At 65.2% G+C, this 26389-nt stretch carries 20 protein-coding genes and 1 tRNA gene; 11 read left to right on the top strand and 10 right to left on the bottom strand.

What is annotated here, in order from left to right:
• Positions 1-143 precede the first annotated feature (143 nt).
• On the top strand, positions 144-467 hold the full coding sequence (locus tag QX108_RS31850; RefSeq protein ID WP_315784350.1) for an immunity 53 family protein: 324 nt from the start codon (positions 144-146) through the stop codon (positions 465-467).
• Positions 468-521: 54 nt separating this feature from the next.
• Here the strand turns inward: QX108_RS31850 and QX108_RS31845 are convergent, their stop codons facing one another.
• The gene (locus QX108_RS31845; protein WP_172132220.1) at positions 522-1757 is read right to left on the bottom strand and encodes a hypothetical protein; all 1236 of its coding nucleotides are present in this window, start codon (positions 1755-1757) and stop codon (positions 522-524) included.
• Between the two features lie 360 nt (positions 1758-2117).
• Here QX108_RS31845 and QX108_RS31840 point away from each other — a divergent pair, with 360 nt between their 5' ends.
• Positions 2118-2267, top strand: coding sequence for a hypothetical protein (locus QX108_RS31840; RefSeq protein ID WP_315784353.1), 150 nt, complete (start codon positions 2118-2120; stop codon positions 2265-2267).
• A gap of 235 nt (positions 2268-2502) precedes the next feature.
• On the top strand, positions 2503-3153 hold the full coding sequence (locus tag QX108_RS31835) for a CPBP family intramembrane glutamic endopeptidase (RefSeq protein WP_315784355.1): 651 nt from the start codon (positions 2503-2505) through the stop codon (positions 3151-3153).
• 837 nt (positions 3154-3990) lie between these two features.
• On the opposite strand, the gene QX108_RS31830 is transcribed toward QX108_RS31835, so the two are convergent.
• Positions 3991-4878 (bottom strand): LysR family transcriptional regulator, encoded by an 888-nt coding sequence (locus QX108_RS31830; protein ID WP_315784357.1) that lies wholly within the window; start codon positions 4876-4878, stop codon positions 3991-3993.
• Positions 4879-4990: 112 nt separating this feature from the next.
• Between QX108_RS31830 and QX108_RS31825 the strand changes: the two genes are divergently transcribed.
• Complete coding sequence (locus QX108_RS31825) at positions 4991-6577, top strand: NADH-quinone oxidoreductase subunit L (RefSeq protein ID WP_315784359.1); 1587 nt, start codon at positions 4991-4993, stop codon at positions 6575-6577.
• A gap of 13 nt (positions 6578-6590) precedes the next feature.
• Positions 6591-9119, top strand: a complete 2529-nt coding sequence (locus tag QX108_RS31820; RefSeq protein ID WP_315784360.1) for a DUF2309 domain-containing protein — start codon at positions 6591-6593, stop codon at positions 9117-9119.
• 47 nt (positions 9120-9166) lie between these two features.
• Here the strand turns inward: QX108_RS31820 and QX108_RS31815 are convergent, their stop codons facing one another.
• The 3 genes from QX108_RS31815 to QX108_RS31805 form a co-directional block, all read right to left on the bottom strand.
• Positions 9167-11974 carry a di-heme-cytochrome C peroxidase gene (locus QX108_RS31815; protein WP_315784362.1) on the bottom strand — a complete coding sequence of 936 codons (2808 nt, stop codon included), beginning with the start codon at positions 11972-11974 and terminating at the stop codon, positions 9167-9169.
• Positions 11975-12146: 172 nt separating this feature from the next.
• The gene (locus QX108_RS31810) at positions 12147-13940 is read right to left on the bottom strand and encodes an adenylate/guanylate cyclase domain-containing protein (protein ID WP_315784364.1); all 1794 of its coding nucleotides are present in this window, start codon (positions 13938-13940) and stop codon (positions 12147-12149) included.
• Between the two features lie 113 nt (positions 13941-14053).
• Positions 14054-15799: an adenylate/guanylate cyclase domain-containing protein gene (locus QX108_RS31805; protein WP_315784366.1), complete on the bottom strand. Its 1746-nt coding sequence runs from the start codon at positions 15797-15799 to the stop codon at positions 14054-14056.
• Positions 15800-15968: 169 nt separating this feature from the next.
• Here QX108_RS31805 and QX108_RS31800 point away from each other — a divergent pair, with 169 nt between their 5' ends.
• Positions 15969-16610, top strand: a complete 642-nt coding sequence (locus tag QX108_RS31800) for a LysE family translocator (protein WP_315784368.1) — start codon at positions 15969-15971, stop codon at positions 16608-16610.
• On the opposite strand, the gene QX108_RS31795 is transcribed toward QX108_RS31800, so the two are convergent.
• The gene (locus tag QX108_RS31795; protein ID WP_315721876.1) at positions 16611-17363 is read right to left on the bottom strand and encodes a sulfite exporter TauE/SafE family protein; all 753 of its coding nucleotides are present in this window, start codon (positions 17361-17363) and stop codon (positions 16611-16613) included. It abuts the gene before it with no gap.
• An 84-nt stretch (positions 17364-17447) separates the two neighbouring features.
• On the opposite strand from QX108_RS31795, the gene QX108_RS31790 reads away from it, so the two are divergent.
• Positions 17448-18338, top strand: a complete 891-nt coding sequence (locus tag QX108_RS31790) for a LysR substrate-binding domain-containing protein (protein WP_315721875.1) — start codon at positions 17448-17450, stop codon at positions 18336-18338.
• Positions 18339-18343: 5 nt separating this feature from the next.
• On the opposite strand, the gene QX108_RS31785 is transcribed toward QX108_RS31790, so the two are convergent.
• The 3 genes from QX108_RS31785 to QX108_RS31775 form a co-directional block, all read right to left on the bottom strand.
• On the bottom strand, positions 18344-20314 hold the full coding sequence (locus QX108_RS31785; protein WP_315784371.1) for a methyl-accepting chemotaxis protein: 1971 nt from the start codon (positions 20312-20314) through the stop codon (positions 18344-18346).
• Positions 20315-20429: 115 nt separating this feature from the next.
• Entirely contained in the window at positions 20430-21215 is a 786-nt protein-coding gene (hisN, locus tag QX108_RS31780; protein WP_315726401.1) for a histidinol-phosphatase, read from the bottom strand.
• 485 nt (positions 21216-21700) lie between these two features.
• Positions 21701-22585, bottom strand: a complete 885-nt coding sequence (locus QX108_RS31775; protein WP_172181183.1) for an N-formylglutamate amidohydrolase — start codon at positions 22583-22585, stop codon at positions 21701-21703.
• A gap of 365 nt (positions 22586-22950) precedes the next feature.
• On the opposite strand from QX108_RS31775, the gene cpdR reads away from it, so the two are divergent.
• The 3 genes from cpdR to QX108_RS31760 all read left to right on the top strand — a co-directional run bounded on the left by cpdR (position 22951) and on the right by QX108_RS31760 (position 25110).
• On the top strand, positions 22951-23310 hold the full coding sequence (gene cpdR / locus QX108_RS31770; protein WP_006610087.1) for a cell cycle two-component system response regulator CpdR: 360 nt from the start codon (positions 22951-22953) through the stop codon (positions 23308-23310).
• A 119-nt stretch (positions 23311-23429) separates the two neighbouring features.
• A tRNA-Val gene (locus tag QX108_RS31765) sits at positions 23430-23504 on the top strand.
• A 1096-nt stretch (positions 23505-24600) separates the two neighbouring features.
• A complete protein-coding gene (locus QX108_RS31760) occupies positions 24601-25110 on the top strand; it encodes a hypothetical protein (protein WP_315784373.1) in 510 nt (169 codons plus the stop codon).
• Positions 25111-25277: 167 nt separating this feature from the next.
• Here QX108_RS31760 and QX108_RS31755 read toward each other — a convergent pair whose 3' ends face one another.
• Complete coding sequence (locus QX108_RS31755; protein WP_315721861.1) at positions 25278-25439, bottom strand: hypothetical protein; 162 nt, start codon at positions 25437-25439, stop codon at positions 25278-25280.
• A 389-nt stretch (positions 25440-25828) separates the two neighbouring features.
• On the opposite strand from QX108_RS31755, the gene QX108_RS31750 reads away from it, so the two are divergent.
• Positions 25829-26053 (top strand): hypothetical protein, encoded by a 225-nt coding sequence (locus QX108_RS31750; RefSeq protein WP_315784375.1) that lies wholly within the window; start codon positions 25829-25831, stop codon positions 26051-26053.
• Positions 26054-26389: the final 336 nt, after the last annotated feature.

Genomic DNA, 26389 nt, shown 5'->3' with positions numbered 1-26389 from the left:
GCTCCCGAGACTGTGCTCCGGCGGCTCTCGCGCGGATCAGCGACTTGCATCATCCTGCACCGGTCCGCCGTACCGGGACGCAGGCCGCAAATGTCTCCGACCGATCGGTCCCGGACCGGACGTCGTCAACGGATGGGATGCAGATGCGGGATCAGCGCGACCCTCTGAAAGCCCTTCAGGATTGGTACGCCTCCCAATGCGACGGCCAGTGGGAGCATCAATACGGGATCAAGATCGGCACCCTGGACAATCCGGGATGGACCCTCAGGATCGACCTGTCCGCCACGGCATTGGCGGAGCGTCCCTTCACGGAGGTGAAGGTTCAGGGCGACGATGACGATGACTGGTGCCACTGCCACGTTCGGGGCAAGGTCTTCGAGGCCTTCTGCGGACCCAATCACCTGGAGGACGTCATCGCCATCTTCCTCGCCTGGGCCATTACGGCCGCGCGGGGCGCGCAGCATTGATGCGAGGGCAGCCCGCGTGCTCATTCGGCGCAATGGGCACGCGGGCGCGACGCGTCAGGCCGGATAGGCGACCGGCAGGATCGTGATCTTCAGATAGTCCACGCCGCCGGACTGACCGAGCGGCGGGAAGTACAGCAGCGGCTGCTGCACGCGGTCGGAGAACGGAAAGCCGTAGAAGTCGCCCGATATGGCGGCGATCTGCGCCGCGTACTGATTGTAGTAGGCGCTGTTGCTCTGCGCGCCGGCGAACATCAGCGACGGGGTGCTCTTGGCCAGCTCGAACCAGGTCGTGGAGCTCACGTCGCCGAGCGCCGTCGACTTGCCGTCGACCGTCACCTGCGTGGTGCTGCCGGGGAAGCCGTAGCTGAGCCCGGCGAGGAGATCGCCGACGATCCAGCCATAGACGTCGTTGACGATCCCCGCTGTCGGCGTTCCGCCGTTCACCGTGTAGGACGGGTTGCAGCCATAGACGCCGGTTGGCTGGTTCAGGTTGGCGTAGGTGATGACGATCGTCGTGGCCTCCGGCGTCCGCGAGCCGGCCTTGGTGATGGTGCCCGTGAGTGTGACGTCGGCGCTTCCGAAGCTCGCGGTCAGCGCGTAGTGGTGAGCGGAGGTCGGCCCGCTGCCGCCCGCCTGCCCGCCGTAATAGCCGGCGATCTTCGTCGGTCCCTGCGACGCCAGGAAGGTGAAATACGCACTCCAGTTCGGGTAGCCGCTGGTCAGGCCAGGGCCGATGACGCGAACGTAATTCCCGACCACCGCCGTTCCGCCGGATAGCGTCCCCAGCGCCTCCATGTTCGCGCCGATGGCGCCGGGCTTGGAGTCGTTGAACTTCAGCGCCCCGACCTGCTTGCCGCTTCTCCAGGTGCTGGCCTCCAGCGCCATGCTGGCGAAATCGATGTCGCTGATGTCGAGATTGTTCTGCGTGTTGCCGAAGATGTTGGTCTCCAGATATGCATAGGACGTGTTGTAGTTGGCGTCGCTGGGATTCTGCGGCGCCGGCTGATAGCCGTTGCCCAGCCCCGACAGGCCACTCGATCCGAAGTTCAGATAGATCCGGCCATTGGTGAAGTTGTCGAGAAAGACGTTGGGAATCTTCTGCGTGGCCGAATAGGCCGGAACGATCCCCTCCAGGGCCGACAACGCATAACCGGTGTTGCCGCTGAGCGGGACCGTGCCGCTCCCGCCGAGTTGGCCGGGTCCGAACGACCCGTTGAGGAATTGCACCCAGACGTCTTGTTTGCTGAGGTTCTCGAAAACGATCGGAACGGCATTGCTGGTGCTCGTCATCACTATAATCTCCTGAAAATCATTGAAGTAACGGTGTGAAAAGAACAGCCGATCAGACGCGAATGAAAACAACCCTTACGCGACGATTCGAAATGTATATCATTTTGAGTGTGTTTAATCAAAGCGGGGATGGCCCCCCTCGGTGCCGCAGATGGACCGACTCGGGTTGGGACGGCCGCCTCGCGGCTCGACGACAAGGCAGATCCGAATGCGCCGGCAGCGTTAAGCGGACTTCATGCCAGACCCACGGCGCACACAAGGATGCATTCACCACGCGCCGATCTCTCCAAGCTTGGAAACCCCCCGGTAACGCGCCGTCCCTCTAGTGATGCGCGTTGATATTTCCAGGAGGAGACAATTATGTTGAAGATGATCGCGCGAAAACTACTTGGTCCCCACGCCCTCAATTCCGGCTTCGGCCTCGTGACGATGTTCGCACTCACCGGCGTCGTCGCGTCGCTCGTGCTGGTCCAGCACGGCGTCAACGTGAGCCCGCCCGCGATGTTCTGATCGGGCCGTCCGCAAAGCGGACTGGCTCCCGGTTTGACGCGTGTTGGGAGTTGGTCCGCAAGATTGGCGAACTCCTGCATGCCAATCGTCCATCAATTTTCTCTACACTGAAGCACCGTCTAGCAAATCCCCAGCGGGGCTGGCATCGGTCAGTCGCGCAGGGCTTCACGCGTGAACGATTGACGTTCGCATCGAACGGAGTCTGCTGCGTCGTCAAACATCCGGAAGCCAGTTCGTGCGCGAGATCGGAAATCCCAGCGACAAGGCGGCCAGAGGTGCCGCGGTTGCGGGGCTCGCGGCTGTGCTTGCACCGATGATCGTGTCCCAGGTGATGCGGCTGCACCAGCACGAAGCGCTCGGCTGGATCGCCTTTGACTACGCCGGCCGGCTTGGTGCGCTCGTGGTCGCCGCAGCGATCCCCTCCGTACGAATGGCCGCGTTTCGACGGGAGCAGACACGCATCGTCCCCTCGGAGACCGGGCTCTGGGTCGTCGGTCTGTCGTTGGCCGAACGTCTCTGCCAGCCAATGAGCGCCGTCATCAACGGGATGTTTCCTGGGACGGTCTTCGGAAGCTATCCTCGTCCCGAGGGTTGGCTATATCTGTTCGATCTCGTCGTCGGTCTCGCTCTGGTCGCCGTCAGCGAGGAGATCGTCTTCCGCCGCTGTGTCGGACATGTGTTGCGGCTATGGCTGGACAAGAATCGCATCTCGATCGTCCTCGTTTCGTCTATTCTCTTCGGTGTCTATCATTGGTGGACGGGACTTGGAAACGTCACGACGGCGGCGCTGATCGGCGCAGGTCTAGCCCTGATGCTGCAGCGATCGGTGGCGTTATGGCCAGTGATCCTCGCGCATTATCTGATCGACCTGGTCGCTTTCGCGTGAGCCGCAACTGATTTGCCCGACGGGCTTGCCCCGCACAACCTTGTCCAGCCCTGCGGCGAAAAATATTCTGATTTACGTAATTCAAGATTCGTGTAGTCTGCGCGCGTCCGGTCTCCGCGAGGAGGGGCGTATCGCGGTCGTCACGAGCGTGGGAGGCTGGATGCGGTGGGCGCGGCGGGTCGCAGCGTGAGCAATCATGCCGACGAACGATCCGCTGCGCACGGAGAAATCGCGTGGTCCTGACGCCCCGATGCTGGCGTCAAGCTCGTGTGCTCCTGATGAGGCGCGCGGGCGACGGTGGCTAAGAGCCGGACACCGGGGAGATCGCGTATAATTCGTAAAGCCATCGCGCAGGGAAGGCCGGGTCTGTCCGGCTGAACCTGTGGTTCCTGCCCCGTGCATTCTTGTCCGCACGGGGGCCACGGGCCTCAGTCGAGGTCCGGCCTTCCCTGCGCCCTCCCGTGATCAGCGGAGGGTGAACAAGCGCAAAGCTCGGGCCGCCTTGGCCGCGAGAGCGCGATCCCGTGTGATTTAGGCTGTTTGACATCCGTGTAGTATGTCCATGTGCGATAGCGTTGTCATCACATATGAGGACAGGCATGGGACATGATTGCGTTGCTCATGATTGCGCCCTCTCCCCTTGCGGGAGAGGGCATGCAGGACGGTGCGGCTCACTCGTTTGGGTGAGGGGTCTGCTTCATCGGGCGCCACGCGCGGAGAGAGACCCCTCACCCGACCGAATGCTCAGACAGGCTGGCGATGCCCTCTCCCACCCTGGCGAAGCTTCGCTTCGCCTTGGGGGAGAGGGCGTTGTATCGGGCAGCGAGTGGTATGGCCTCAACCCGCCTTCTTGCCGCGCGATCCGATCAGTTCGGCGACCAGCGGATTCGGATAGCGGCGCTGCTGGCTTACGGCGAAGAACTGCTCCTTGAGCGCGCTCAGCCGGGCGCGCTCGACCAGTACGCCGGAGCGCAGTTCGTCGATGACGACGATCGACGGCACCAGGGTCACCGCGCCGCTCTCGCGCGCCATCAGGCGCAGCATCGCCATGTCGTCGACCTCGGCGGCGATGATGGGGCGGATGCCGCTCGACCCGACCAGCGCATCGAAGGCGGAGCGCAGGGCGCTGCCGCGGCCGGGCAGGATCACCGGCGTCGTCGCGAGATCCTGCGGAAAGCGAAAGCGGGCGGCCTTGGACGGCTTGCGGCTGACCAGGCTGACGCGCTGCTCGTCGAGCAGCGTGTTGTCGAAATTGCTGCGCGTGTCCGGCGCCGCCGGATGGTTGGCGAGCACGAGGTCGAGCTTGTGCGCGTCGAGCTGCTCCAGGAGGTCGGCGAACTGGCCGGTGCGGATGATCAGCTCGACATCGCCGCGGCCGATCAGCGGCTTCAGGAAGGCGATCTGGAAGTTGCGCGACAGATTGGCCGCGGCGCCGACCCGCAGCAGCTGCCGGCCAGGGCGCAGACCGGACAGCGTCTCGATCAGCTCATGGCCGGATCTGAATACGCTGCCGGCATAGTCGAGCGCGATTCGTCCGGCCTCGGTCAGCTGCAGGGTGCGCCCGGTGCGCTCGAACAGCTTCTGCCCGAGCTGTTCCTCCAGCGCCTTGACCTGCACCGACAGCGAGGAGGGCGAGACGTTGAGGCGCTGCGCCGCCCGGCTCATGCTGCCTTCGCTGGCGATGATCCAGAAATAGCGCAGGTGATGGTAGTTCAGATGCGGCATGGCACCGTTCTATATTTTACAACGATCACGTTCAATCATTGAAATTTTAACAAGGAACCGCAGCCGGTAAGCAGGGCGACATCGTCTCATCCGACCAACCGACCGGGCCGCCATGAACCAGTTCCTTCCTTGTCTCGCAGCGCTTGCGCCCCTCACGCTCGCCGTCGCCGGCCTCGCCGGCACCGTCGGCAGCGCCAGAGCCGTCACCCGCAACGCGATCGCGGCTGCTGCGGTCGCCCTCGCCATTGCCTCGGTCGCAAGCCTGGGCGCAGCGATCATCGGGGCAGGGCGGACGCCGCTGCTCGGCGGCTACGGGCTTGGACTGTCGCTGCAGCTCGATGCGCTCGGCGCGATCCTCTCCGTGCTTGTCAGCTTCATCGGCGTGGTCGTCATCAGCTATAGCCGCAACTATCTCGACGGCGATCCGGGCCAGGTCCGGTTCACGCGCTGGCTGCTGCTGACCTTGGCGGCGGTGCTGATGCTGCCGATCTCCGGCAATCTCGTGCTGCTGTTCGCCGCCTGGGTCGCCACCAGTCTGGCGCTCGGCAAGCTGCTGCTGTTCTACGGCACCCGGCCGGCCGCGATCCGGGCCGCGCGCAAGAAGTTCGTGGCGAGCCGGCTCGGCGACGCCTTCCTCGCGCTCGCGGCGCTGCTGCTCTACGTCCGGTTCGGTACCCTCGAGATCGGTAGCCTCGCCGCCCACGCCCGGGCGGGGGAGGGGGCAGAATCGACGCTGGTCACGATCGCCGCGTTGCTGATCGTCGCGACTGCGATGTTCAAATCCGCCCAGCTGCCACTACATGGCTGGCTGATCGAGGTGATGGAGACGCCCACGCCGGTGTCGGCGCTGCTGCATGCCGGCATCATCAATGCCGGCGGCTTCCTGGTGCTCCGGCTCAGCGACGTGCTGCTGCTGGCGACGCCGGCGCTCGACGTGCTCGCGGTCGTCGGCGGCGCCACCGCGCTGTTCGGCTCGCTGGTGATGCTGACGCAGACCTCGGTGAAGGTCCAGCTCGCTTATTCGACAGTCGCGCAGATGGGCTTCATGCTGCTGCAATGCGGCCTCGGCGCCTTCTCCGCGGCGCTGCTCCACATCGTGGCGCACTCGCTCTACAAGGCGCACGCCTTCCTGTCCTCGGGCAGCATCATCGATCTCGCCCGGGCATCGTGGACGCCGAGCCCGGGCGGCCAGCCGCATGCGGCACGGCTCATCCTGGCGCTGGTCGCGGTGATTGGTCTGGCGCTGCTGACCGGGCTCGCCTTCGGCATGACCTTGCGGAGCAATCCGGCGCAGGTCGCGCTTGGCGCGGTGCTGCTGATGGGTCTGGTGCACCTGATGGCCAATGCCATCGACGAGCGGCCGAACGGCTTCGTCGTCGCCCGCGCCGCGGTCACCGCTGTCGGCGTCGCGCTGCTCTATTTCACGCTGCAGACGGGCATGGCCTGGCTGGTGGCCGGCAGCTTCCCGGCGGCGCGGCCGGTGGATGGTCTCGTGCCGATGCTAATCGCGGCGGCCGTGGTGGTCTCGTTCGCGGCCGTCACCGTGTTTCAGAACCAGATGATGCGCCGCGCCGACGCGCCGTTCTGGATCGCCTGTTACGTCCACCTGCGCAACGGCCTCTATCTCAACACGCTCGCCAACCGGCTCGTGCTGACGGTCTGGCCCCGCACCTCGACCTCCTCTCCATCCAACCCATGATCCGAGATCTCCCATGACCCAGGCCGCCCTTGCCATGACGATGACGGACCCGATCGACACCACCGCCGATGCGGCGCTGATGGCTTGCATCGACAGCGCCTGCCAGCGGGTTGCGCCGCTGTGGCCGCTCAAGCACTTCGTCGCGGTCAACCCGTTCCTCGGCTTCACCTCGCAGAGCTTCGCCGCGACGGCGGCGACCTTCGAGCGCGTGGTGCGCACGCGGATGCTGATGCCGCGGGCGTACTATCGGCAGGCGCTCGACGACGGCCGGATCGACGATGCAGCGCTGGCGCAGGCGCTCGCGCTGCATCCCTCGACGGGCCTCGACGTCGAAGCGCTCAAGCAGAAGGCGCGTGCCGATGCCGAACGATCGTCGCCGCCCGCCGTGGTGGCGACGGTCGCCGAGGTGCTCGACCGGCTCGCCGAGGGCGATCGCTACGTCTCGCTGGTCGCCTTCATGATCGACGAGATCTCGGCGTTCTCAGCCAGCTATTTCGACGAGGGCCAGGCAAGCTGGCCGAGCCCGGTGCGCAAGCTGAAGCCCTACGCCGCTTGGCGGAAGCTCGCGGCCTACGACCGCAATCCGGAGGTCATGGGCCTGACCGGATTCCGCGAGGCGATCGCCGAGCTGCCGGGCGATCCGGTGCAGGCGATCGGCCTGATCGTCGACCGGCTCGGCATTCCCGAACGGGCGGTCGAGGACTATCTGGTGCGGGCGCTGTTCGATCTCGGCGGCTGGTCGGCCTATGCGCGCTACATCGGCTGGACCGCAGAGCTCGATGGCCGGCGCGACGACACGCTGCTGGAGCTGCTGGCGATCCGGCTGGCCTGGGGCTTTGCGCTGTTCCAGTCGCGCACCGACGCGGCGTTCAAGACCGCCTGGGCGCAGGCGATGGCGGAGGCGGCGAAGCTGCCGGCCGATCATCGGTTGGACGAGACGCCCGAACTCGCCATCGATCTGGTCCTCCACGAGGCCCATGAGATCGCGTTCCGGACGACGCTCGTTGCAAAGCTGGCGGCACACGGGTCGCTGGCCGCCCCGGCGCGGCTGGCAGCGCGGCCAGCCGTGCAGGCCGCCTTCTGCATCGACGTGCGCTCGGAGATATTCCGGCGCGCGCTGGAGACCGCCTATCCCGAAGCCGAGACCATCGGCTTCGCTGGATTCTTCGGCTTCCCGATCGAGTATGTTTCGATCGGTCACAGCAAGGGCGGCGCGCAATGCCCGGTGCTGCTGAAGCCCGCCTTCATCGTCTGCGAGGCGGTCAAGGATGCTGACGACGTCGAGGAAGCCGAGGTGCTCGGCCTGCGGCTGCTGCGGCGGCGCGTGGCCAAGGCGTGGAAGTCGTTCAAGGTCTCGGCCGTCTCGTCGTTCTCCTTCGTCGAGACCGCCGGCCTCGGCTTTGCCGCCAAGATCGCGACCGACAGCCTCGGCCTGACGCGGCCGGTGCCCTCGCCGGTCGTCGACGGTCTCGATCCGGAGGTCGCTGCCCGCGTCCAGCCGCGACTGACAGCGGGCGAGCTCGGCGGCCGGGCCACAGGCTTCACCGATCCGCAGCGCATCGCGATGGCGGAAGCGGTGCTGAAGGCGATGTCGCTGACCGGGCCGTTCGCGCGGCTGGTGCTGCTCGCCGGCCATGGCAGCACGACCGTCAACAACCCGCATGCTTCGGGGCTCGATTGCGGCGCCTGCGGCGGCCACACCGGCGAGGCGAATGCGCGGGTGGCCGCAGCCGTGCTGAACGACTGGCGCGTCCGCGAGGGCCTGCGCGCCAAGGGCATCGACATTCCCGCCGATTGCTGGTTCATCGGCGCGCTGCACGACACCACGACCGATGCCGTGACGCTGTTCGATGAAGACGACGTTCCGGCCGTGCTCGCGCCAGATCTGTCGCGGTTGAAGGCGCGGCTGGCAGACGCTGCGCGGCTGGCGCGGCTCGAGCGCAGCGCGCTGCTCGGCATCCGCGACACATCCGATGTCGACGAAGCCGTGATCGCGCGCAGCCGCGACTGGTCGCAGGTGCGCCCCGAATGGGGACTCGCCGGCAACGCCGCCTTCATCGCCGCGCCGCGGACCTTCACCCGCGGGCTCGATCTCGGCGGCCGTGCCTTCCTGCATTCCTACGAGGAAGCGCGCGACGACGGCCATCGCACGCTCGAGCTGATCATGACGGCGCCGATGGTGGTCGCGAGCTGGATCAATCTGCAATACTACGGCTCGACAGTGAACAACGCCGCCTTCGGCAGCGGCAACAAGGTGCTGCACAACATCGTCGGCCAGCTCGGCGTGCTCGAAGGCAATGCCGGTGATCTCAGGGTCGGGCTGCCATGGCAGTCGGTGCATGACGGCACCGGCTTCATCCACGAGCCGGTGCGTTTGAACGTCTTCATTGCCGCGCCGGAGGGCGCGATGGACGAGGTCATGCAGCGTCACCCCGGTGTGCGCGATCTCGTCGTCAATGGCTGGGTCATGCTGCATTCCCTGAGCGAGCAGGGTGCGATGATCCGGCGCTGCCTCCGTCCCGGCGTCTGGAGGGCGGCGTGAGCCTGCCGGCGCGCCTCGCCATCAGCGAGGCGCGCCGCGTGGTGACCTCACAACGTCTTCAGATACTCGATCAGGTCCCAGCGTTCCTCCTCGGAGAAGGCGCCACCGATGATGCCGTTCGGATAGTCCTTGTTGGGCTTGGTCGGGCCCTCGAAGGAATGGCCGAGCGTGCTGTTGCCCTTGATCGGCTTGCCGCTGCTGTCCTTGACGGCGAACAGAGACTGCCCGACCTTGCACGCCGTCTCGCCGCCCTTGGGCACGTCGAAGCCGACATGCTTGGGATCGAAGTCGCGCGCGCCCTGGCAGAACGAGGTGGGCCGCTCGGCGGCCGGGGTCAGCATCCAGTACAGCGACGGCACCGAGCCATTGTGCAGATAGGGTGCCGTGGCCCAGACGCCGTTCAGCGGGCGGGCGCGATAGCTCTTGCCGGCCGGGTTCGGGCAGTTCTTGCGGTCGCCCCACAGCGCCGCCTGCTCGGCCGGCGATAGCTTGCGGTCCTCCATCCATTTGTCGCTCGCCTTCTGCACCACGGCCATCAGCGCCAGCGCATAGGGCATGTCGGTAGTCGAGCCCTGCGGCAGGTTGCAGCCCTTCAGATCCTTGGCCGGGTCGACCTCCAGGAAGCCGGCCACCTTGACCTTGCGGGTGGCGAGAATGCTGGCCTGACCGGGGTCGGTCTGCATCGCATCGACCGGCTTCTGCACGAGGTCGAGGATCGGGCCCTTGGCGTTCCAGCCCTTGCTCTCCCAGTCGTCGGCCGGCTTGATCTTCCAGAAGCTCTTGTCCGGATAGGTCTTGTCGAACACGGGATCGGCAACCGGGCCGAGATGGCATTCGACGCAGACCGTGGCGTAGAGCTTGCGGCCGCGCTCGACGCGAGCCTGGTCCACCTTCCAGGCGTCGTCGCCGGCGAACAGCTTCTCCGGCCATTTCGGCGACGTCAGGCCGCCGAACGCCGGCGTCGTCGTCGCAAACGGATCGGGGCCGCGCAGCATGTCCTCGATATGGAGCAGGTTCTCGATCGCCATCGACGAGCGCCATAGCTTGTCGCTCGCCGTCTCCGGCGAGAAGTTGATCTGCGCGAAGACGCCGAGCGCCTCGCCGGCATTGCGGATCAGAGGCTGCGCGATCGAGCCGTCATACTGCGCCCAGGAGAACCAGGGCACGGTCCAGATCGGCGGATAGGACACCGGCGCGTCGATGGCCTCCTGGTTGCCGAGCATGTTCGGCAGGCCGCTCACGGCCATGTCGAGATAGAACACCTGGTTGCCGATGCGGTTGAGCGCATCGAGCCGGCCGAAGCCTTCCTCGGTCTCGGTCTGGCCCTTGGCTTCGATCGCTTTCTGGTAGTTCTTCGCCTGCATGTTGAGTGCGAAGTCGGTCGCGGCCTTCAGGCCCTTCTTCAGGGCGTCGCGATCGGCGTCGGAGGCATTGGGGCCGAGCACGCGGTCGGCAAAGCGCGTGAAACGGCCGGGGACGTATTGCGTGAAGATCATCGCAAAGCCCATGGCTTCTTCGAGCTTGCGCAGGTCGACCATGCCCGGGCCGCCGTCGAAGCGGACGCTGACGCCCTTGTAGTGGATGCTGCCGGCGTGACAGGCCGCGCAGGTGAGGCCGATCTTGTCGGACTGCGCGGCGCCGGTGGCCGGATCGGCGGCGCCGGAGAGCCGCGCAAATCCGACCGGCAGGCCGCCTTCATTGCCGGCCGGCGTCGGCTTCAGGCCGGCGGGCAGCGCTGGCGCGATGTCGGTCTTGGCGGTCGCGTTGGCTGCGTAGCCGAACGGCCGCAGCGCGCCGGGATCGCCATCGACGCTCTTGGGGCTCGGGATGAAGCCGAAACGCTCGAGATAGGCGCTGTCGGAGATCAGGCCGGGCGTGCCGAACGGCGACAGATAAGGCTGCTCCATCGCCATGAACCAGTTGTAGGGAATCGGGAAGGTGGCCGTGCCCTGCGTCACGTGATGGAACCAGTGCCGGTCCTTGGTCGTCCAGCCCTGGTCGAGCCAGTAGGCCGCCTTGGTCGGCTCCGCCTCCGGGAGCGCCGGCGGGATGAAGGCCGCGACCTTCTTCGGCAGCATGGCGCTGAGCTTGTCGCTCACCGCATCCGGCGCGGCGATCCAGGCCAGGAGCACGGCAGCGCCTGCCAGCACCACGGCGCTGACCAAGGTCTTGGCGATGCGCCAGATGACGCTCGCGGGCTTCGGCTTGGCCATCAGCCGCGCCGCGATGCGTTGCGGGAAGCGCCGCTCGACAAACAACGTACGGACCTCGGCGACGGACAGATAACGGCCGTCGCCCTCGCCCTTGCCCAGGATATTCAGCAGCACCGGCCACTCGCCCTGCATCAGGATGGGGAAGTACCAGCGTGCCTTGTCGCCGTCGCGCTTCAGATTGGCCTTCATGAAGGTCTGGATCTGCGCCGCGTTCAGGCCGCGCTCGGTGCCACCATTGGGGTCGGCATGATCGCTGCCGAAGCTCGCGAACCGATCGATCTCGTCCGGGTGGACCTTGGCTTCGGCGTCGAGGATGCGCGAGCCGCCGCCATGCTTGTCGAGCGGCCCGTTGCGCAGCTGATCGAGATCGGCGCCCGACCACAGGCTCTTCAGCAGTCGCAGCGGCGAGAAGCCGTTGGCAATCAGCGCGACGCCGAAGGTTTCGATGCCGACGATGCGCTTCTTCAAGCCGGTCTCGCCGCTGGCCGCCTCGACGCGATCACCGATCGTCTTCAGCGGGACGCTGTGGCCGTCGACGAAGCCGCCGGCGACGAGCGCACGCAGGAAGGGGCAGGGGTTGTCGGGCGAGACAGAAATCTGTCCAGGAAGGGCGTCACGGACGCGGGCGGTGTCTTCTTGCATCGAACGACATCCTTGGAAAGCACCTGAGTGATGAAAACGTGGATCACGCAACAGATAAAGCCGGCGCCGAATGGCGCCGCGGAAGGGCGTAGCCCTCAGCGTCTGAACGCTACAATGCAATTATGAATGATGGAGTAACCCGGCGCGGTGTCAACCTCAAGTCGAGATTGCGTCATTCGCTCGCGCGTTTGGCCTTGGTGTCGACCAGGGTCAGCTTGGTCAGCGGCACCCCGGCTTTGACCAGGCCGTCGCGATAATGCGCGATGTCGGCCGGATTGCGCCAGCGGATGTTGCTCAGAAGCCGGTCGATCGTCATCCACGGATGCTGGCTCAGCAGCGCGGCCACCGCCTCGCCGGCCTCGACCGAGCGTCCGAGCTGCGCCAGGGCGGCGGCGCGAATGGCGAGGCATTGCAGATGGTTGGGGTTCTGATAGTGCGACTCCCGAGCCCAGGACAGCGAGGCGTCATATTGACCGAGCATGTAGTGGCTGAACGCGCTCAGCACCGACCATTGATAGCGCGGATCGCTGTTGCCGCGCTGCGCCGCCACCGAGAACAGCTCGATCGCTTGACGGTGCTCGCCGCCGACGAGATGGCAGACGCCGAGCACGCCGCGCGCGCCCATATCGTACGGATTGAGCTGCAGCGCCTTGCGCGCAGCCTCCATGCCCGCCTCCACGCGCCCCTGCATCGCATGGACGTAGGCCAACAGCGAATAGGAGAAGGACGACCGGGAATCGAGCCGCACGCTGGCCTCGGCGAGCCCCATCGCCTCGTCCCATAGCCCCCGCGAGTTTCGGATCCAGCCGAAATGAATGCCCTGCAGCAGGATGGTGCCGAGATAGGTGTGAGCAATCGCGAGACCGGGGTCGATCCTGATCGCCTCACGGAACAGCGCGATCGAGCTTTCGTAGTCGGCCTTGGTCGGCTGGTAGTAATGCGACAACCCGCGCAGGAAGCGGTCCCACGCGGTGAGGTCGGTGGTGACGGACCGCACCGGCACCGCCGCCTCGGCACGGTAGATCTCGGGGATCAGCGCGGTGCACAGATTGGCGGTGATGTCGTCCTGCACGGCGAACAGATCGCCGATGTCGCGGTCGTAGCGACCGGCCCACAACTGCTCGCCGTTCTCCGGCGCGACCAGCTCGGCCGTGACCCTGATCTTGTTGCCGGACCGCCGCACCGAGCCCTGGATCAGGTAGGTCGCATCGATCTCGCGGGCGATGAGGCGGGCGCTCATTCCCGCATGCTTGAAGGCAAAGGTCGAGTTGCGGCTCAGCACCCGGAAGAAGGATTGCAGCGACAGCGCGTGGATCAGGTCTTCCGCCAATCCGTCCGAGAAATATTCGTCGGTTTCGCTGCTGAGATTGGCAAAGGGCAGCACGCCGACGATCGCCGTTCGGTACTGTGCCGGAAGGGACGCGCCCGGCCTGGCCTCGCGGTTGGTCTCGGGGGCGGAAGGATCCCAGGTCCAGACGTTGATCGTGTCTTCGATGTTCTTGAAGCGGAACGGTCCGCGATCGACGAATGTGACCGTCAGATGCTTGCTGGCTTCCTGGTAGGCCTTGTTCGACAGCGCGATCCCACCCGGGGGAGCTGCGGCTTCAAGTCGCACGGCGGTGTTGACGCCGTCGCCGAACACCTCGTCCTCGTCGAAGATGACGTCGCCCATGTTGACGCCGAGGCGGAACTGCATCACCCGGTCGGCCGGCAGGTGCGCGTTGCGCTCGGCCATCAGCTTCTGCACCTCGACCCCGGCCGCGATCGCGCCGACGACGCTCGGAAACTCCAGGAGAAAGCCGTCCCCCGTGTACTTCACGATCCGGCCGCCGTGATTGAGAATGATCGGGTGGATGGCGCCGCGATGCGCCTTGAAGGCGGCATGGGTCCCCGCCTCGTCGGCGCCCATCATCCGCGAGTAACCGACCACATCGGCACAGATAATGGCGGCCAGCCGTCTCTCCATCCGTTCCTCGCTCTGACAGAGGGCGATACCACGGCAACGTAGCTCGAATCCAATGAATTTGCGGAAGCAATGTGCAGGCCATGTGGCAGGCGGATGACCGGCGCCCCGATCGGTCAGGTCAATCCGGCCTTGATCAGCCCGTCCCGGTAGTGCTCGATGTCGTCCCGCTTCCTCCAACGGATGTTCTTCATGTGGCGGTCGAGCGTCAGCCAGGGATATTGCTCGCACAGCGCGCCGATGGCGTCCCGGGCCTGGTCGCGATCGCCGAGCTGAGCCAGGGTCGCTGCCCGGATCGTCAACGCCTGCAGATGGTTAGGGTAGAGGAATAGCTCCTCGCGTGCCCACGACAACGCCGCCTCGTAGCGGCCGATCAGATAATGGCTGTAGGCGTTCAACGCCGGCCATTGATAGCGCGGGTCACTGTTGCCGCGCTGGGCTGCGACCGAGAACTGATCGATGGCCTGCTGGTGATCGCCTGTTACCATGTGGCAGAGACCGAGCACGCCGCGCGCGCCCATGTCATACGCGTTGAGCTCGGTCGCCTTGCGCGCCGCTTTCATGCCGTCCTCATGAGCGCCCTGCATGGCCTGGACGAAGGCGAGGATCGCGTAGGCGAAGGAGGAGCGCGCATCGAGCCGGACGCTGTCGAGTGCGAGACTCTTTGCTTCGTCCCAGAGCTCTCGCGACCCTTTGATCCAGCCGAAGTTGATGCCTTGCATCAGAATGGTCGCCAGATAGGCGTGGGCAATGCCGAGCGTCGGATCCAGGCCGATGGCCTCGCGGAACAGCGTGATCGAGACCTCATAGTCGGCCTTGGTCGGTCGATAGTAGTGCGACAGTCCGCGCAGAAACCGGTCCCAGGCCGTCGGGTCTGCAGCGGACGAGCGAACCGGGACCGAGGCCTCGACGCGATAGATCTCCGGCATCAGCGCCGCGCAGAGGCTGGTCGTGATCTCGTCCTGCATCGCGAAGAGATCGCCGAGGTCGCGGTCGTAGCGCCCGGCCCACAATTGGGCGCCGGTTTCGGGCGCAATCAGCTCGGCCGTCACGCGGATCTTCTGGAGCGAGCGCCGCACCGTTCCCTGGATCAGATAGGTCGCGTCGATCTCGCGGGCGACCAGACGGGGGTTGAGGCCGCGGTCCCTGAAGCGAAACGTCGAGGTCCGGCTCAAGACACGAAAGAACGATTGCAGCGAAAGCGCGTGGATCAGGTCGTCGGCGAGTCCGTCGGCGAGGTATTCGTCGCGGCTGTCCGCGAGGTTCACGAATGGCAAGACGCCGACGATCGCCGTGCGATATTGTGGCGGCAGGGTCGTGGCATTCGTCCGTGCCCTGATGGTCGTCTCGCTGCCGGGTTCCCAGGTCCAGGCCTGCACCGGCTCCTGCAGATCCCTGAACTGGAAGCTCCCGGCACTGGTCAGCCTGACCGGGAGCTGCGGGCTCGCCTCCTCATAGGCCTTGGCCGAGACGGCAACGCCACCCGGCGTCGCGATGGATTCGAGATTGACGGCGACGTTGATGCCGTCTCCGAAGGCCTGGCCATCGTCGATGGTGAACTCACCCTTATGGATTCCAAGCCGAAAGCGCATGCTGCGGTCGGCGGGCAACTCGGCATTCCGCTCCGCCATCAGGCACTGCATCTCGACTCCGAACTGGATCGCGCTGGCGGCGTTGGCGAATTCCAGCAGGAAGCCATCGCCGGTGTGTTTGACGATGCGGCCGGCATGATTGAGGATGATCGGGTGGATGGCGCCGCGATGAGCCTTGAAGGCCGCGTGGGTGCCGGCTTCGTCGATCCCCATCATGCGCGAATAGCCGGCGACGTCGGCGCAAAGGATGGCAGCGAGGCGTCTTTCCATCACATCGTGCTCCCGCCTCGCGCATACCATGGCCGAGGCGGCCGAATCCAATCCTTTTGCAGAACCAATCGCGCAACCTTCGATCAAGCAGCTTGCAGCCCGCCGTTCGGGAGGGCAACACCCTGGATGGCTCCAGAATTAGATCGATATCGTTAGGAAACGTTCAATCATGCTCGGAATCCATGATCTGCCGCTGTTTCTCCTCTCCGGGCTGCTGCTCAACATGACGCCGGGCCCGGACACGGCCTACATCGTTGGCCGCAGCGCGCAGATCGGCTGGCGGGGTGGCGCGGCCGCCGCCTTCGGCATCAGCACGGGCTGCCTGGTTCACGTTTTCGGCAGCGCGATCGGATTGTCGGCCCTGCTCACCGCATCGGCTACGGCGTTTGCCGTCGTGAAATGGGCGGGTGCCGCCTACTTGGTCTATCTCGGCCTCACCCAATTGCTCGCGCGTCGGCCGAATGCCGCAGAGTCGGGCATTGAGCCGGTAGCCCCCGTGATCACGCTGAGCCAGGTGTTCTGGCAGGGCGCGCTCACCAACATTCTCAATCCGAAGGTGGCGATGTTCTTTCTCGCCTTCCTGCCGCAATTCGTCGCAGCCGACGCGCCCAACAAGGCGCTCGCCTTCCTGCTGCTCGGCACGATCTTCATCGTCAACAGCACGATCTGGTGTCTCGGCGTCGCCGTCATCGCGGCACGCACTGCGCGCCGCGTCCGCGGCTCGTCCGCCGCGCTGCTCTGGCTGAATCGCGCCATCGGCGGCCTGCTGGTCTATCTCGGTGTGAGGATCGCGATGTTCGAGGCGCGCTGATCAAAGTACCAACGGGATGATCGCGCTGCCGGCCAGGTAGAGGCCGAGCAGGACCATCGCGATCAGGAACACCCGGCGGAACGCTTCGGCCGGCAGTCTCGATCGCGCTGCCTGGCCTGCGAACATGCCGAGAAAGGCGCAGGCCATCGCGATCGCGCCGGGGAGGGCGGTGGCCGTGCTGAGCAGGCCGGAACTCGTCAGGTTGAAGGCGAGCGTGATCGTGGCGACCGTGAAGAACACGCCGAGCGCCTGGACCAGCTCGTCCTTCTCGAGCCCGATCGCCTGCATGTAGGGGACCGATGGCACGACCTGCACGCCGGTCGCGGCGGAGATCAGCCCGGTGATGAGCCCGACGATGCCGCCGACCCATTTCTCGTGGCGCTGCGCCACCTTGAAGGCAAAGCGAGTGAGGCCCAGGACGGCATAGATGATCAGCAGCGCGCCGAGCGCGATGTTGCCGTAGCGCGTCGATGCATGGCTGAGGGCGCCGGCGTTGAGACAGATGCCGATTGCGGTGCCCGCCATCAGCGGCCACAGCCGCTTTGCGATGTCGCGCAGATAAGGACCGGCGAAGGTCTGCCAGATGTTCGTGACGACGGCCGGCACGATGACGATGGCGAGCGCGCGCCCCGGCGGCATGGCGATCGCGAGCAGCCCGACCGAGATGGTCGGCAAACCGAGGCCCAGCGCGCCTTTCACGAAGCCCGCAAGCGTCAGGGCGAGGGCAATGAAGATGAGGATCGGATCGATCATGGTGCCGACATTGACCAATGTCCGTCGTCAGCACAATGTGAAGGTTACGGAGCCAGCCTTCGTCGAAGGCAGAGGCAGGGGAGCATGCGCTACGATCTCGTCGATCTCAGGCTGTTCATTGCCGTTGCCGAGGCCCGCAGCATCACCGGCGGCGCCGAGCGCGCGCACCTTGCGCTGGCCTCCGCAAGTGCCCGCATCAAGGGCCTGGAGGATGCGTTCGGCGTGGAGCTGTTCAAGCGCGGCCGCCGTGGCGTCGACCTGACTGCTGCGGGCGAGAGCCTGCTCGAGCACGCCCGCATCATCATGGCCAATGTCGAGACCATGCAGGGCGAGCTGTCAGGCTTCGCGGCCGGTCGGCGCGCCAACGTGCAGCTGCTCGCCAACACGGTTGGCCTCGCCGAGCATCTGCCCAGGGCGCTTGCCGCGTTTCTGCGTGCGAATCCGGATATCAATGTCGACGTCGAGGAGCGCGAGAGCACCGAGATCGCGGACGCGATCGCCTCGGGCCGCGCCGATCTCGGATTCGCCGCCGAGCACGCGCTGCCTGAGACGATCGAGCGCTTCGGCTTCGGCGAGGACCGGCTCATGCTGGTGGCGGGGCGGCAGAGCTCGTTCGCGGGACGCAGGCACGCCGAGTTCAGCGAGACGGCCGGGCACGATTTCATCGGGCTGACGCAGGGGACTGCGCTCAACGTCCATATCGGCCGGCATGCAGCACGGCTCGGCATCCGCCAGCACGTGCGGGCACGGCTGCGCGATTTCGATGCGATCTGCCAGATGGTGGCGGCCGGCATCGGCATCGCCGTGGTGCCGGAAGCGGCTGCTCGCCGCTGCGCGCGCACCTTACCCATCAGCCTGATCGCGTTGCGCGATGCCTGGGCCGATCGCCGGCTGGTGATCTGCGCCCGCAGCTTCAAGGCGCTGCCGCGCCCGGCCAAGCTGCTGGTCGAGCATCTGCGCCGGGCGGCGGCCTGATCCAGCTATGCGGCCAGGACATTCTCCAGGAAGCGGCCGACCTCGAGCTTCAGGCGGCTGCTTTCCTCGGACAAGGATTGCGCGGCTGACAACACCTGCGCGGAGGCCGAGCCGGTCTCGGTCGCGCCATGCTGCACCTCGACGATGTTGTCGGAGACGCGCTGCGTCCCCTGCGCCGTGTGCTGCACGTTGCGGGAGATATCCTGGGTGGCGGCGCCCTGTTCCTCGATCGCGGCCGCAATGGCCGCCGAGATGTGCGACAGCCGTTCGATCGTTCCTGATATCTCGCGAATGACGTCCACCGACTCCTTGGTCGCGGATTGAATGCTCGCGATCTGCTGGCCGATCTCTCCGGTCGCTTTCGCGGTCTGCTCGGCCAGTGCCTTGACCTCGGAGGCGACGACGGCAAAGCCGCGGCCGGCTTCGCCCGCGCGTGCGGCCTCGATGGTGGCGTTCAGCGCCAGCAGGTTGGTCTGTCCCGCGATGGTGTTGATCAGCTCGACGACGTCGCCGATCCGCGTGGCCGCCCTGGACAACTCGCTGACGCGGTCGTTGGTGCGGCGGGCCTGACCGACCGCCTCGCCGGCGATCCGCGCGGATTCCTGCACCTGGCGGCTGATCTCGTTGACCGACGCCGACAGTTGCTCGGTCGCCGACGCCACGGACTGCACGCTGGCCGCGGCTTCCTCGGACGCCGAGGCAACGGTGGTCGCCAGCGACTGGCCGTGCTGCGCATTCCGCGTCAACGTCGTGGCGGAGGCTTCGAGCTCGGTCGAGGCGGACGACACGGTCTCGATGATCTCGCCGACGGCGGTCTCGAAGCTGCGAGCGAGCGCCGCCATGTCCGTCTTGCGCTGCTCCGCCTGACGGGTCTCGGCCGCGGCCTGCTCGGCGCGCAGGCGGTCGGCCTCGATCATGTTGGTCTTGAAGATCTCGACCGCGCCGGCCATCTCGCCGATCTCGTCGCGGCGGCCGACACCGGGAATCCGGATCGACGCATCGCCGCCGGCCAATCGAGTCATGGCCTGCACCATGTTGCGGATCGCGTTGGACATGCCGCGGCCGATCAGGAACGACACGCCGCTGACGAGGATCAGCGAGATGCCGAGCGTCAGCAGCATGCCGCGCTTGACGGCGTTGCCGGTCTCCGCTTCTGCGGCTTGGGCTGCGGCGTATTGCTGAGCAACGGTCTTGCCGATCTCGGCGATGACGGGCTCGATGTCGGCGAATGCCTTGGACATCGCGGCGCTGTGCCGGGCTGCGTCCTGGGATCCTTCGGCCCAGGCGAGAAAGTCCCTCTGATATTTGTCGAGCTTCTGTCCGATGTCCGCTTGCATTGCGGGCGCAAGGTCCGCGCCGGCGATGGCCTTGGCGAAGTCGGCAGCGGCGGCCTTCAGCTCGGAAACGTATTTCGCGTCGCGGCGGAGCATGAAATCCTTCTCATGCCTCCGCAGCATCAGCATGCCGCTGGTGAGCCTGGGATCGCCCACCTCCTTCAGCCGGGCTTCGATGCCGTGCACCGCCGTGCGCAACGAGCCCGACAGGCCGAGCGTCTCCTTGAGGCCGAGGCGGACTTCCGACTTTTCGGCTTCGGCAAATTCCGAGCTGTAGACGGCAAATCCGGTGGCGACGGCGTCGATCTTGGACGCGATGGATGCCTCGCCGATCGCGCCGGCGCTGCTGCGGAGATCGTCGAGCTCGCGCTTGATCGCTGTGCTGAGCTCGGCATGTCGGGCCGCGTATTTCTGATCGCGTCGCAGCAGGAAGTCCTTCTCGGCACGGCGTGCCTCGAGCAGCTCCGTCAGCAGCTTCTGGTTCAGGTCGGCGACGCCACGGGCGTTGGCGGCGAGGCGGCGGGAGGATTCCTGCGAGACGTTCCCGGCCAGGTAGATGGCACCGAAAGCGGCCAGTGCGCCGATCCCGATCAGCGCGATGGCCATGATCTTGTGCGTGAACCGAACGCTGAAACGAGACATGCACATCGCCTTCCCAGGAACCCAATCAAATTTGATTAAATCCTAGGCGGCCGAGGTCAACGCGTTGTTAACAATGCATTCTGTTGTGCATTTCCCGTAGTTGTACGGACCGGAATTACCCCGCCGCGATCCGCTTCAACGCCGCCTCGTGAACGCGCTTGTCGCCGGCGGCGACGATGCGTCCGCCATTCTGCGCCGGCCCGCCGTCCCAGTTGGTGACCACGCCGCCCGCGCCGTTGATGATCGGGATCAGGGCCGCGATGTCGTAGGGCTTGAGCTCGGTCTCGATGACGAGATCGAGATGGCCGGCGGCCAGCATGCAATAGGAGTAGCAATCGCCGCCATAGCGCGACAGCCGCGTCTCGGCCTCGACCTTGGCGAAGATCGCGCGATCGCTCTCGTTCATCAGCAGCGGGCTGGTCGTGTAGCACACCGCATCCTCGAGCCGCTCGCAGCGCCGCACCGAAAGCCGGCGCTCGCCGGCCGCGTTCTTGTAGTTGGCCGAGCCGTTGTCGCCGGCGAATCGCTCGCCGATGAAGGGCTGGTGCATCATGCCGAACACCGGCGTGCCCTTGTGCAGCAGCGCGATCAGCGTGCCCCAGGTCGGAAAGCCGGCGATGAAGGATTTGGTGCCGTCGATCGGATCGAGCACCCAGACATAGTCGGCGTCCTCGCGCTCATTCCCGAACTCCTCGCCGACGATGCCGTGCTGGGGAAAGTTTGCCTTGATCAGCCGGCGCATGACCGCCTCCGCCGCGCGGTCGGCCTCCGTCACCGGGTCGAAATCCTGCCGGCTGCTCTTGTTGTCGACCAGCAGCGAGGTCCGGAAGAACGGGAGGATGGTTTCGCCCGCGGCCGTCGCCAGGCGGCCGATGAAGGCAGAGAAGTCGATGACCGTCACAACGCGTCCTTCGATCAGGGAATCGGATGGCAATGAGCCGATCATGCCTATCTCAAAGCCGAGGGACGCGCATCCGGATATGGAACGAGGAATTGGCATCTTGGATATCATTCGGTGACCGGCGCCCCTCGCGCTGGCGCGGGTTTTCCGCCCTCGCTTTCGACGCGAAACCCGAAGTGAACGTCGCGCGCCGTTTTGATTGATCTGACTTTTCGATCAACCCATTGACGTTTCGAATAAAAACGCGATGCGGGTCGCGTTGGGTGCAAACCCGGCCTGTGTTTTTTGCATGGGGAAGGGCGGAAAAACTCTTGCGTTTTGTGCAGCGCATCTGCATATTGTTGCGGTGCGGTAGCGCTTCGCGTTATCGCTGCCCTCCTTGGGCGTTTCCTCCCTAGACTTGGGCCGCTTGTCATTCAAGCGGCCCTTTTTTTTGTGCCGCCGGTCGTGCGGCTGCCGTCCGATCTGGAGGACGGCGTGCGGCTCTATTCGGCTGCGGCCTGGAATGGGCCGAGGTCGCCGAGCGGCACCGTGGCAAGCACCTCGGCCAGCACAGCGAGATCGGAGGCGACCTGGGCGAAGCGCGGGCCGCGCTCGCGCTTGCGCTCGTCCATGTAGATCGCGCGGTTGAGCTCGATCTGGATCGCATGCAGGCCCGAGGCCGGGTTGCCGTAATGCTCGGTGATGAAGCCGCCGGCATAGGGCTTGTTGCGGCCGACCGAATAGCCGAGGCGTCCGAGCACGTCCTCGAACAGGTCCGGCAGCAGCGACGCGCAGCTCGTGCCGTAGCGATCGCCGATCACCATGTCCGGGCGCTTCGGCTCGTCGCGCGAGACGCCGACCGACGGCATCGAATGGCAGTCGACCAGCACGACTGTGCCGAACTGCTGGTGCACGCGATTGATCAGCCGGCGCAGCGCGCGGTGATAGGGCTTGTAGAGCGTCTCGATGCGGTGCAGCGCCTCGTCGACGCTGAGCCGGTCGCGGTAGATCTCCTGGCCGTCGCCGACCACGCGCGGAATGGTGCCGAGGCCGCCGGCGACGCGCATCGAGCGGGTGTTGGCGAAGCTTGGCAGCCGCCCGGTGAACATCCGCGGGTCGAGCTCGTAGGGCTCGCGATTGACGTCGACATAGCAGCGCGGGAAATGCACGCGCACGACCGGGAAGCCGCGCGTCAGCAGGTCGGCGATCAACTCGTCCATGAACGAATCTTCCGAGCGCCGCAGCGACGGCAGATCGATTCGCGAGGTCAGCAGGAACTCGTCCGGATAGACCGAGCCGGAATGCGGCGAATTGAAGATGATGGGCGCACGCCATTCGGCTGGCTCCATGATCTCGAACGGCGGCGATTCGCCATCAAAGTCCGTCATCGCTGGGCGCCGTCCCCTTGGTCACGTGCGTGGAACGCCACGTGCGTTGAAGTCACGTTTATTGATGCGCCGGTATCCTCCGGCCGTAGAGCGTGCTGGACAACGCAGGCAGTGCGCATTCGCCAAGCGACATCTTCGATAATCCGAGCCGTTCTGCCAAGCGAAAAGCAATGAAAAAGTTCATCCGCCGTTTGGAACAACTCTGAGCTGGCGCGCCGCCGTCGGGCGGACGACGCAGGTTCGGCCCTCAAATTGCCTTGCCGATGTCGGATCAAAAGGCGCAATCTTTCACCCGAAATTTACCGCCCGTCAGGCTTAGTGGCGGCAACGCTCCGCCTCTCACCCGGACCAGACTGCTTCCCACCATGCACAAGATCCTGCTCGCCGAAGACGACAACGACATGCGCCGCTTCCTGGTCAAGGCATTGGAAAATGCCGGGTTCCAGGTCTCGCCCCACGACAACGGCATGTCGGCCTATCAGCGGCTTCGCGAGGAGCCGTTCGAGATGCTGCTGACCGACATCGTGATGCCGGAGATGGACGGCATCGAGCTGGCGCGCCGCGCCTCCGAGCTCGACCCGGACATCAAGATCATGTTCATCACCGGCTTTGCCGCGGTCGCCCTGAACTCCGATTCGGAGGCGCCCAAGAACGCCAAGGTGCTGTCCAAGCCCGTGCACCTGCGCGAGCTGGTCAGCGAGGTCAACAAGATGCTGGCGGCCTGAGCCGCCGGGATCTTGCGCCGCCAATTCGCGGATTATTCCCAATTTCGGCATTTTGCGTCCTTGCCTGCCTGCGTGGGAGCCGATATAGGGACGCCCACCCGAACGGACTTCTTGGACTAGGGCACGTAGCTCAGCGGGAGAGCACTACCTTGACATGGTAGGGGTCACAGGTTCGATCCCTGTCGTGCCCACCATCGGCCGAAGCGGCTGGTGGCCCATCCTGGTCCGGTTTCATGATCATTGAACTGTCCTCCGGGGTGAACGCGAGCTCGCCGGGCTTCCCGACCGCAACTGCGAGCGCAGGCTCCGCCGCCGCGTCGTCGTGACCCGATCAAGCCCGGCTCGATTGAACCGGCCATCCAGCCGAGTTTGTTCAGTCACGCTCTCCGTCATTGCGAGGAGCGTAGCGACGAAGCAATCCAGAGTTGCACGCGTGATTCTGGATTGCGTCGCTTCGCGCGCAATGACGGCGGTTGGATTGTGATGACGGCGCTGAGACATGGCTTCGCGGCCTCGCGGCGCGCTCTCGCGTCCGAGCTTTGCTGATCGACGTCCCTCTTCCTGAGAAGAGGGCACGGGGAATGCCGGGCGCTGGCCGCACCCATGGCCCGCCTGCAACAAAAAAGCAGGCGGCAGTCACCACAGGTTCAGCCGAGAACACCCGGCATTCCCCGCGCGATGGTTTTGACGGCTGCTTCGCGATCTCCCCGGTGCGCCGGGCTTTCTGGCCACCGTATCGCGACAATGCGCTTTCGCGCATTGCGCGGGACACCAGCATCGGGGTGTCAGGACCACGCGACTTGACCGTGCGCATCGCTGCCGTTCGTCGGCGCGGACAAGCCACGCTGCGACAACAACACGCCCACCGCATCCCGCCTCGACGTTCGTGACGACCGCGAAGCGCCCCTCGTGTGAGACGGGATGGCGACAGATAAACACCGATTCGGAAAAAAGGAAAGAGAAAAGTTCGGCTTTCTGGAAGCAGCAGATTTTAGCCGCCGGAGGGCTGAACGTCCGCTTTTGACCCGAGGCGCACGACTTCGTTGGTTGCACCGTTCGGAATTCGATTTCCCCCTTCGGGGGATTGTTGAGCTGCTTCGCGAGATTGATGACTTCTTGATCCGACCAATCGAGATCAGATCGTTCGCCGTCTCCCCCTCGCCCGCCGAGCCTTCTCGGTCCGCGCCGGAGGAAACAGGCGGCCGTCGTCCGCTTGTGCGTCATTGACGGACACCGCCTCGTCGTCCTTGATGCATTGTGGACTTTGCAAAGCAGTGACATCATCCCGCGATGATCAAGACTTCGCTTGCTGATCCGCGGACATGGGTGATCTGCTGGCTTTTGTGCTGCGCTGCTTACACCGGCGCAGGTGCCGGCATCATTCCCTGTCCGCCAAGTGCCATGCAGGCCATCATCTTCGAACATGTCCCGCCCGATATCGACGCCCCGGTTGCCATCGAAGCGACAATCGACGATCAGGCGCAAGCGAGCGATGCCAGCGGTCGTCCGATCGTCGTTCTGAATGCGCGGATCGAACGGGTGGTCAAGGGATCAATGGATGCCGAGACCCTGAAGATCCTTGTCTACCCCGGCGCGTGCACCCTCACCGGCGTCGGTCGAGGGATCATCATCGGAAAGCTCCGAGACGATCCTCTCCGCGGGCTGATGCTGGAAGCGATGCGGGCAAACATACGGGACTGGTCGAAGGAGTTTTCGCAGAAGCAGATGAAGCTGCTGCAGAGCGCGGTCTGCAGGGCAAATGAGTCGGGGGGCCGAGAGTGCCGCTTGGTCGGCCCCTGAGGCAATCGCCGTGGCGGCGAGACGATTTCGTCATAGGGTCTTGGCCAAGACAAAACTTGGTTCTTACCTCACCAAGAATGGAGGACACGTCGCATGCGATCCTCGGTTGTTGCCCTGGCCGCGCTGCTTGCCCTCATTCCGCGGCAGGCTCGCCGGACGTCGCCCGGTCAGAACAAGCCGGGACTGAGATCAAGCCCGTAGGTCAGCGCCAGCGCCGCCACCAGCAAGACTGCGGCAGCGGCCAGCAAGACCTGCTTGAGCAGCGCGTCTGAAATGCCGGTTGATGAATCGGAAAAGACTTTGGAAATAGCTCTGGCCAGAGTCGTCATTTGCGACCTTGATCTCGCCCAATATGGATAAAGTCGCGCGAGCAAGCCCGAAGGTTCATCGCCGCAGGGCGCCGTTGGGCGCATGAGTCTGCACGAGCCCGGTGTCGTCCGCCTGCTGACTTATTCGCGAACAGCAACGGCTATAATCACAATGCTCGTTGAGGTTGACCTGAATCAATGCCCTGCGGACGCAATTCCAATCTGCTTTGCGACCGTCTCTTGCGCTGACACGAAGGCCAGCCGCCAAGGGCGCGTTCGAGACCGAAGCGGCTCTGCGTCTGCTCGGATGTTCTCGCGGGCGGGAGGCAGACGCGCGGGCGAAGACCGCTATCGTTGGAAGAAGCGTCGTGTCGGCAACGGCAGCGCCGGCGAACAGCGAGGAGGGTGAAATGAAGGCATTGGGATCGATCGTCGCGGGATTGCTGGCCTTCATGCCGGCCGTCTCGATCGTGCCCGCCGAGGCCGCCAACGGATGCATGGAGATATGCAAAGCCCAGAACAGGCGGGATGTGCAAATGTGCAACTACCCAAGGAAGGAGATCGAGGAGCTGACGCGGTGCTTGGCCACGGCGCGCTCGAATTTCGATGCATGCAAGCAGGCGTGTGGGAAGTAGCGATCGGGGTGAACTCACGGCGATCGTAGGCCAATGTCCTCGGTGTCGGAGTTGGTATCAAGGCCGCGTTCGTGTCAGGACGAAGTCCGCTATGGTCAGCCGATCACCCAAACGACTGCTTGATGGCAATTCGCGGCGCTCATGGCTTAGATGCTTCTGCCGCTCCCCTTGTACCTGACAGCGCCGATCGGGATTTCCGCCCTCGTCATTGCCACGCCGTTGGAGATCTTGGCTGCGAGGCGGACTCCTGCCTCGCACTGCGCCAATCTCCAGTTGAACGGAGCGGACAATCCCGGCCAGGACGTCGGAGCGCCGGGCTTGCGAGGCCTACGACAT

Origin of the sequence: Bradyrhizobium sp. SZCCHNR1002 (assembly GCF_032381435.1) — a bacterium.
Classification (GTDB): domain Bacteria; phylum Pseudomonadota; class Alphaproteobacteria; order Rhizobiales; family Xanthobacteraceae; genus Bradyrhizobium; species Bradyrhizobium aeschynomenes.
Note: the sequence above shows the minus strand (reverse complement) of the source record. Positions and strands in the feature narration are given on the sequence as shown.